The following is a 7,740-nucleotide window of genomic DNA, read 5'->3' on the forward strand; positions in this document are numbered from 1 at the left end:
CTTTCTCATGGCCATGGACAATAAGTCGATCCGTCACCGAGGCGAACGGACTGCCGCAGACACGCTTCTTCCCTAGCTGCGTCGACCAACGAGAGCGCGTGGAACATGCCGATGAGCTGGATGCTCGCTCCGGTGATCATCAGTCCGGTGGCTAGCCACACCGTGGACGGTGTGGACGCGGAGCGTGATCTTGACAGTCTTTGCCTACCGTTCGCGTCAGTGCTCATGCGGCGACGGTAGGGCGATTTGCTCGCAGCGACAGTTTCCTCTGCACAGTGCGAAACCCCTTCTGAGAACGGATGCTGAAGAGTCGCATCGGAGGTGCAGGTTCGAAGTGCACTGCCTGCGCCGCAAACAGCTAACGCTTGACCGTCCTGCGACGATCCGAGTCGGATCGCCCGCCAACCCTGTGTGATTCCAGCCAGAGCGCTCCAGTCGCTGCCCGGATTGGGCTGCTGGGAGGTTTCAAACCGGAATCTGGTTGATTGTCGCACGCAGGAATTCGACAGCCACGGCGCAAGTTTCGCGAGTCGGCGGTGGGTCCGATTGCAACCGAAGAACCGATGTGATGACGACGGCGTTGCCCGAACGAACTACGGCACCGCACTCTGCGTCCATATACGACCCAACTAGGACGGGTCGGCCAGCAACTTCCGTATCCGCAAACCATGCCGTACTCGACGCGTACATCGCCTTATAGCCACCGAGACCCTCCGATGGCCGGGTCAAGTTACCTACTGACTGGGCGAGGGAAGAAAGGCGGTCATCCTGGAACCTCCACCTGCATCCGCGTGCGGTCTGAAAGTCCGACGCAGCGACGTCCGAAACCGTGGACTCCTCTAGACCGAACTCGCGGACAACAGACACGGGAACCTGAGTGCAGGGTTCGTACCGAGTGCCATCGTTGTTTATGCTCCAGCGGTTTTGAAACTTCGTCTCGAACGGCAGTATCCGTCCGTCATCGTCGGTTTGTCGAGGTAGTGAATGGACGCTGGACGACGAATTGGCGGACGAAGGGACTGGAACGGGTGATCCAGGTACCGTGCACGCGATTAACACGAGACCGGCCAGTGCAGCGGTCGCAACAACAACCGCACCCTTTCTAAGTCGCAATCTCGGCCGCACCCTCCACATCGACTTCCTCGATTGTTGCCGCGGCCGCACGGCATCGTTCGCCGAGAGCCGAGGTCCTGTGCACTCCGCGGGTAAGTTCGCTCGACAGCTGAGCCGTCGCCCGGGTCAACCCCGCGAAGACGCTCTCACCTTCGCGACAATCGCCGAAATAGTTTGAACGAACAATGCCGTTGAGCGCCTCTAGCGCAGAGGTCAGGTCGCTAGTCACCTGCTCTGCCACAGCAGCCCGACGCTCCCAGTCAGCACGCTCAGATCGCAGAACCATACCTCGCCCGTGCGGGCCCACCGGCATTTCTGGGACAGCCTTGGGTAGCAACGAGTCGTCGGCGAATGGCGTGCTCAAGGGGCCCCCTCCCGGTAGCAGACCCGTGCTGGGCCCGGCTCGTCGAACAGACTAGTACGACGAGCACCAATTGTGATGGGGGCTGTCGAGTTGTGGAGGGACTCACCCAGACTTCGGGCAGGTCCGGCGTGTACGGCAACGGAATGTCCAGCCGAGAAGCTCCGGGGTCACTGCCGAAACACGACCGTCAGGCACAAGAACTGGCGCGGAGACTGGCGTGGCCTGCCGTCTGTCAACTGACCTGTGGACACCACCGCGAGAATCGAAGTTCCATCATCTAGCATCAACCGGCACGGTGATGACTGCGGGGGAGTCCGGTGATGACGACATATGTCGATGAGGTTCGGGCGTATTTGTCCGGTTTCGGTGATCCACCTCGGCTCTACGATGCCCTCCGCGATGCCACCCTAGCCGTTCCACTCGATCTCAACGGCCGCCTGTTCACGCTGGTTGAAGCCGGTATCCCCTGGATGCTGGCGTTCACAACGCCTGAACGTCTGCGCGAGTTCGCTGAGTTCACCGACCGCGACCTAGCCGAGGTCCGCTACCTCGACGTTCCCGGTCACGCGCTCATTGACCGCGTCCTCGACCAGGCGCCCGAACCCACCGGGCTCGTCGTCGACCCCGCGACACCGTCGACGATGACGTTTCCGCCGAGCCGCGAGCTGACGCCGCACTGCTACTACGACGACGAGGGTGAAGTAGTCCGATGACCGACAATTTGCATGTCGAGCCCTCAGCCCTCGACAAGGCCAGCGCCGGTATCAACGGCGTCATCGACGGGCTCGCCGACACCGGCGTCGGGTCGGACTACAGCGCTGCGCTCGGTCGCGGATACGGCGACCTCGACCTAGACGGCCGCACCATCGGACACGCCGACCCCAAGAGCGGACTCGAGGAGTACTGCGCTCGCTGGGAATGGGGCGTACGGGCGCTCGTCACCGGCGCGGCAGAGATCTCGAAGGGCCTCGGACTCGGAGCGAGTCACTACGAGCGTGAAGAGAAATGGGCGGGCGACCAGCTCAAGAATTTCACGATGGACCTGATCGGTGACCCGAGCCTCACGGCGGAGGTCGTCAAAGACAAGTCGTGGGGCGAGCTGTGGGAGCACAACAAGAACGCCATCACCGACCCGCAGTGGGCCCTGACGCCCGAGGAGATGGCAGCGCATCGGCAGTTGGGCCAGGAACTCAGAGGAACACTGATCGAGGACCTCGAGACCATCGCCCGCCACCAGGTCGACCCGTCGACACTTGTCACCGACACGATCGACGGCTTCGAGCGTGACGGATTCATCGCGGATCCGCCGAGCAGCGCCGAGTCCGAGCCGGCTGACAAACCGGCCAAGTAGGTGGGCCTCTTCGACGCCCTCGAGGGCGGCAAGGAAGTGCTCGGGGGACTGGTCGACGGTGCTACCGAGATACTCGGCGGCGGTTTGCGCGCCGTCGGCCTCGACAGCATCGCCACCGGCGTCGAGGACTTCGGCGACGACGTCGCGAACTCGCTGGGCGCCATGCCCGACGAGAAGAATCTCGACGAAACCAAAGACCCCAAGGAACTCATCCTCGGCGACCCTCCCGGGATCACCGCTCTCGCCGAGAAGTTCACGGGCTTTGCCGGCAACTTCGTCGCGGCGGGTGAAGGTTTACGAGGGATCTCGGTCGGTGACTGGTCCGGCACCGGCGCAGTGGAATTCCGCGATGCCACTGGACGCCAGGTCCCGCAGTGGTTCGCAGCCGGCGACGCCGCCTCCAAAGCGGCTGCAGCGCTCTCTGGTTGGGCCGGCGTCGTCACTTTCGCGCAGCAGAAGGCCGCAGAGGCCGTCCGCATCTGGGAAGAGGGAGAGCGCAAACGGGACGAGTGGGTCACCAAGGCGAACATCTACAACGACGAGCTCGACGACTACAAGAACGATCGTCGCGACACCCCGCCGACACATCCGGGGCCCGACCCATGGCCCGGATACAAAGCCGAGGCGGAGCGAGTTCTGAAAGTCGGACGCGACCATCGCAACTCGTCGGCCCCGGGGGTCAAGGCCGAACTCAGCGGCGCCGCGAACATGGCACCACCCATGCCGTCTGCGTTCGACCAGGCACGCATGACTGCCAGCGACGTCGGGACTGCCGGGCTAACCGGCTTCAACCACTTCGAAGCGGGCCTTATCGGGTCGGTCACCGAGGTCGTCAAGGGGCTCAACATGCTGAGCCCGCAGAACCCTTACAACATCGCGAACCCCCACCAGTACATGCGCAACTCGGCGACCATGGTCACCGGGATCGTGCACCAGGTCGCCCACCCCGACGAGTTCGTTCGAAACTTCGCCGGGTCCGGATGGTCGACGGATCCGTCCCAGGCGCTGGGCAACGTCATCGGCAATACGGTCATGATGATCGCGCCGGGACCCAAGGGCGGCAGCCTGATAACCGGGCTCGCGAAGTCAGGCCGCAACCTCCCGACGACGCCGCCGACTCCACATATCAGCCCGACTTCACATCGCCCAGACGCCCCGCCAGCGTCGCCGCACCCGACGCCCGCGCCACACGGGTCGTCGCCGAACACGCCTGGTGCCAGTCCCAGTGCCGAGCTGCCGGGGCGGCACGGTCCCGACATCCCCGTCGATCACGACGCGCCTCCAGTTCCCAGGGCCGACGGTCCCGCCCCGGAGGCTCCGGCCGCCGAGCCCCCGTCACCGGCCAGCTCGCCGAATCCGGCTCCCACGCCCGATTCGTCTGCGCCACCGGCAGGAGCCGTCGACACTCCGCCCAGCGGGGGATCACCTGAATCGCCTGCACCACGCCGTGACGCTGCGTCCCCGGACCAGCCCGTCGCCGGCGGACCTGTCGACGGCTTCGGCCCACATGCCCCCAATCCCGACACTGCCGCCCCCGCGCCGAAACCCGAGCCCGCGCCGTCGCCTGTTGCGGACGGGCCGGGATCGCAGACGCCGGGACCCGCGGACAATCCATCCGGACCAAGAATCCTGGGCGACGACGACCCGCCCGGACCCAACCGCGGCGACACCACCACGCCCGCGGCCGCGCCCGGTGGCGACCATTCACCCGGCCAATCCACTCCCGGCACCAACACGGTCGACCGCGACGCCGCACCGAGCCCGACGCACCACGAACCGTCGCCGGCCAAACCCGACGAGCCCGTCGTCGACCGGACCCCGATACGGCATGACGAGCCGGCCGGCGGCCACCCGCCAAAAGCCGACGAAGCCACGCCGGCGACACCTCATGCGCGACCAGACACAGACGCGCCTGGTCCACGTCCGTCACCGACTTCGACGCACCCGGATGCGCCGACAACCCGACCCGACACCGTCGACGCCCCAACGCGTACGCCTGACCAGGCAGACACACCCGCAACCGGCCCCATCGCGCCGGTCGGCGGGCATCATCCGGTGTCGACGCCGCATGCCACACCGGATGCCGCGCAACCGAAGCCAAGCGCGACGCCAACCAGTCCCGGCGCTCCGAGCCGGGCAGATGCTCCAGCGGCCCCTCCGCGCACTTCCGACCACACCCCGGACCGCACGCCTCCTGCGCGCACCACACCGGAATCCACCACACCGCGCGACATCGACCGCGGACGTCCGGTGCCGACGAACACCCATCATGTCCCCGAACCAACCGTCCGGAACGCGCCGGAAACCACTCCCTCGCCTCGCAGCGGCCCCGACGATCGGCCGATCCCGCCGGCCGTGATTCCGGACCGCCCGTTCACACCGGAACGCCCCGCTGCGGCCAACCCACGGCCGGCGGGCCCGGACGCGCCGTCGTCCCCGCGCGACCCCGATCCGTCGGACCGGCCCGGTAGCGACAACCCCGACGGCACCAACTCCACCCCGGACAACGACACCGGCCAACCACACGACCCTGGGCATCCAGATCGCACCGACTCAGGCTCGACCGAACGCGCCGACACCAGCGAGGGCAACGAGTCGCCCGAGCAGTGCCGCAGCAACGGCGAACCGGTCAATGTCGCGACGGGCGAGTACTTCCTCCCGCTGACCGACGTCGACCTCCCCGGAGTTCTTCCGCTCCGTCTGACCCATCGACATCGTTCGCGTTACCGGTGGGGACGGTGGCTCGGACCGACGACGCCGTCCGCCTTCGACGCCCGTGCAATCGTCGCTGACGATCTGGTGACCATCGTCGACGCCGACGGCACCATGACGAATTTCCCCAGGCCACACGCTAACTCGGTGTCACGAAGTGTCAACGACACAGACTGGGAGCTGCGTGCGACGGCCACGGACGGGTATCAACTGACCCACATCCGGACGCTCGTCAGCTGGTTCTTCATTCCGATCCCGGAACTGGACGGCGTCGATGTGCGGGCGGGGAGCATCGCGGTCTCAGCCCTGACCGACCGGCATCGCAACCGGATCCGCTTCGTCTTCGACGAGCACGGAAGGCCCTCGGCCGTCGAACATTCCGCCGGGTATCGCATCGACGTCCAGTGCGACGGCGCACGGATCCTCGGGTACCGCCTGGTCGCCGGGGTGGACGGCGCCCCCGTCGACCAGCAGCTGTGCACCTTCGCCTACCATCGCGGCCATTTCGCAGCGTCGACCAACGCCGTCGGCGCGACAACACGTTTCGGCTACGACGACGCCGGGCGAATGACCTGGTGGCGCGACTCGATCGGGATGGAGTATTGGAACCGGTACGACGACCTCGGCCGCGTGACCATCCAGTCCGGCATGAACGGAGTGTGGTCGGGGCGGTTCGACTACCAGCTCCGAACGGCAGGTCCGGGGTCGATGACGACCTACACCGATGCCGTCGGCGCAACGACGTTGTACGGCATCGACGCAGACAATCGAGTGCGGCAGGAGATCGATCCGCTGGGCCGGATAACCCGGACCGACTACAACGACAGTCGGCAACCGATGGTGCTCACCAGTCCGGATGGACCTCCGACGCGGCTGCACTACAACGCCTTCGGCGATGTCGAGCGGATCGTCGGCCCCGACGGCGCAGTGACGGAGGTGATTTACGCAGGTCCGGGGCGCCCGGACAGGGTCGTCGAACCAGGTCCGATCACCACGCGTATCACCTACACCGACAACGGAAGTCCGCTGACAGTGACCGACAATGCCGGCGGGGTCACGTCATACACCTACGACGAACACGGTGCACTGACCTCACACACGGATCCCGACGGTCTGATGGTTCGGTACCGCAACAACTTGGCCGGATTGCCGACTGAGATCACGGACATGCTCGGCAACACAACACGGATCGCGTACGACGCGTTCGGGCGGCCGGTCGAGGTCGTCGACGCCGAGGGTGCCATCACGGTCGTCGGGTACGACGCGATCGGGAACAGGACTAGTCTCGTCGCTCCCGATGGTGGACAGTCGCGTTGGGAGTACGACGGCGAAGGTAACTGCGTCGCCTACGTCGATCCCGTTGGCGCGACCACTCGTTGGGAGTACGGCCACTACGACCTACCGATCGCCCGGGTCGACGCCGACGGATCGCGAACCGCGTTCACCTACGACACCGCACGCAGACTCGTCGCGGTCACCAACCCTGACGGTCTGGTGTGGAGCTATTCCTACAACGCGGACGGGTCGTTGCAGTCCGAGACCGACTTCAACGGCGCGACAACCACGTACGCCTACGACGCGGGCGGACGACTCGCCACGCGGACGAACGCCGCCGGGCAGACCGTGGCGTTCGAATACGACGCGGCTGGTCGTGTAGTCGCTGAACGGTGCGCCGACCCGCCCAACCCTGAGTTCGATGGCGAGGTCACTGGGTACAGCTACGACTCCGCAGGACGGCCCGAGAGTGTCGTCGGTGTTTTCGGGCAGTGGCACTCTACCTACACGGCAGCGGGATTGCCGCAACTGACCGGCGTGAACGACGGATCCACCGATTGGATGATCGCGTCGGGGTGGACGGGTGCGGGTCGGCTGGCGTCGGTGACATCGCCGACGGCGGTTCACACCCGCTACGGGTACGACCCGCGCGGAGTGCTCGACTTCATCTCGACCGCTGGCCGTACCTGCGACATCACCACCTCAGCCACGGGCCGCGAGCAGCGTCGAAGGTTCGAGGGCACGGCGATCGACTCGTCGTGGGACCCAGTCGGACGGCTGGTGGGACGGTCGGTTGCGACAGTCTCTGCGAATCCGGCGACGCTGAACCTCGGTCCGAGCGGTGCAGGCGGTGGGGCACCGGAGCGTACCGTCGCACGAGCCGAGTACAACTACCGCGCCGACGGAAAGTAGTGCCCCATAGGGT

General features: G+C 65.9%; 4 protein-coding genes. 3 read left to right on the plus strand and 1 reads right to left on the minus strand.

Annotated elements, in window-relative coordinates; translation table 11 throughout:
- Positions 1 to 465: 465 nt before the first annotated feature.
- On the minus strand, positions 466 to 1,134 hold the full coding sequence (locus AMD30_RS24835; RefSeq protein ID WP_084817372.1) for a DUF3558 family protein: 669 nt from the start codon (positions 1,132 to 1,134) through the stop codon (positions 466 to 468).
- A gap of 663 nt (positions 1,135 to 1,797) precedes the next feature.
- Here AMD30_RS24835 and AMD30_RS23870 point away from each other — a divergent pair.
- From AMD30_RS23870 to AMD30_RS23880, 3 genes are read left to right on the plus strand one after another with little or no spacing between them, the layout of a single operon-like run.
- On the plus strand, positions 1,798 to 2,190 hold the full coding sequence (locus AMD30_RS23870; protein WP_055477324.1) for an SseB family protein: 393 nt from the start codon (positions 1,798 to 1,800) through the stop codon (positions 2,188 to 2,190).
- Positions 2,187 to 2,828, plus strand: coding sequence for a hypothetical protein (locus tag AMD30_RS23875; RefSeq protein WP_055477325.1), 642 nt, complete (start codon positions 2,187 to 2,189; stop codon positions 2,826 to 2,828). Before AMD30_RS23870 ends, AMD30_RS23875 begins: the two co-directional genes overlap by 4 nt.
- Positions 2,829 to 7,727 (plus strand): putative T7SS-secreted protein, encoded by a 4,899-nt coding sequence (locus tag AMD30_RS23880; protein ID WP_231632838.1) that lies wholly within the window; start codon positions 2,829 to 2,831, stop codon positions 7,725 to 7,727.
- Positions 7,728 to 7,740: the final 13 nt, after the last annotated feature.

Origin of the sequence: Gordonia sp. HS-NH1, from assembly GCF_001418765.1 — a bacterium.
GTDB lineage: Bacteria > Actinomycetota > Actinomycetes > Mycobacteriales > Mycobacteriaceae > Gordonia.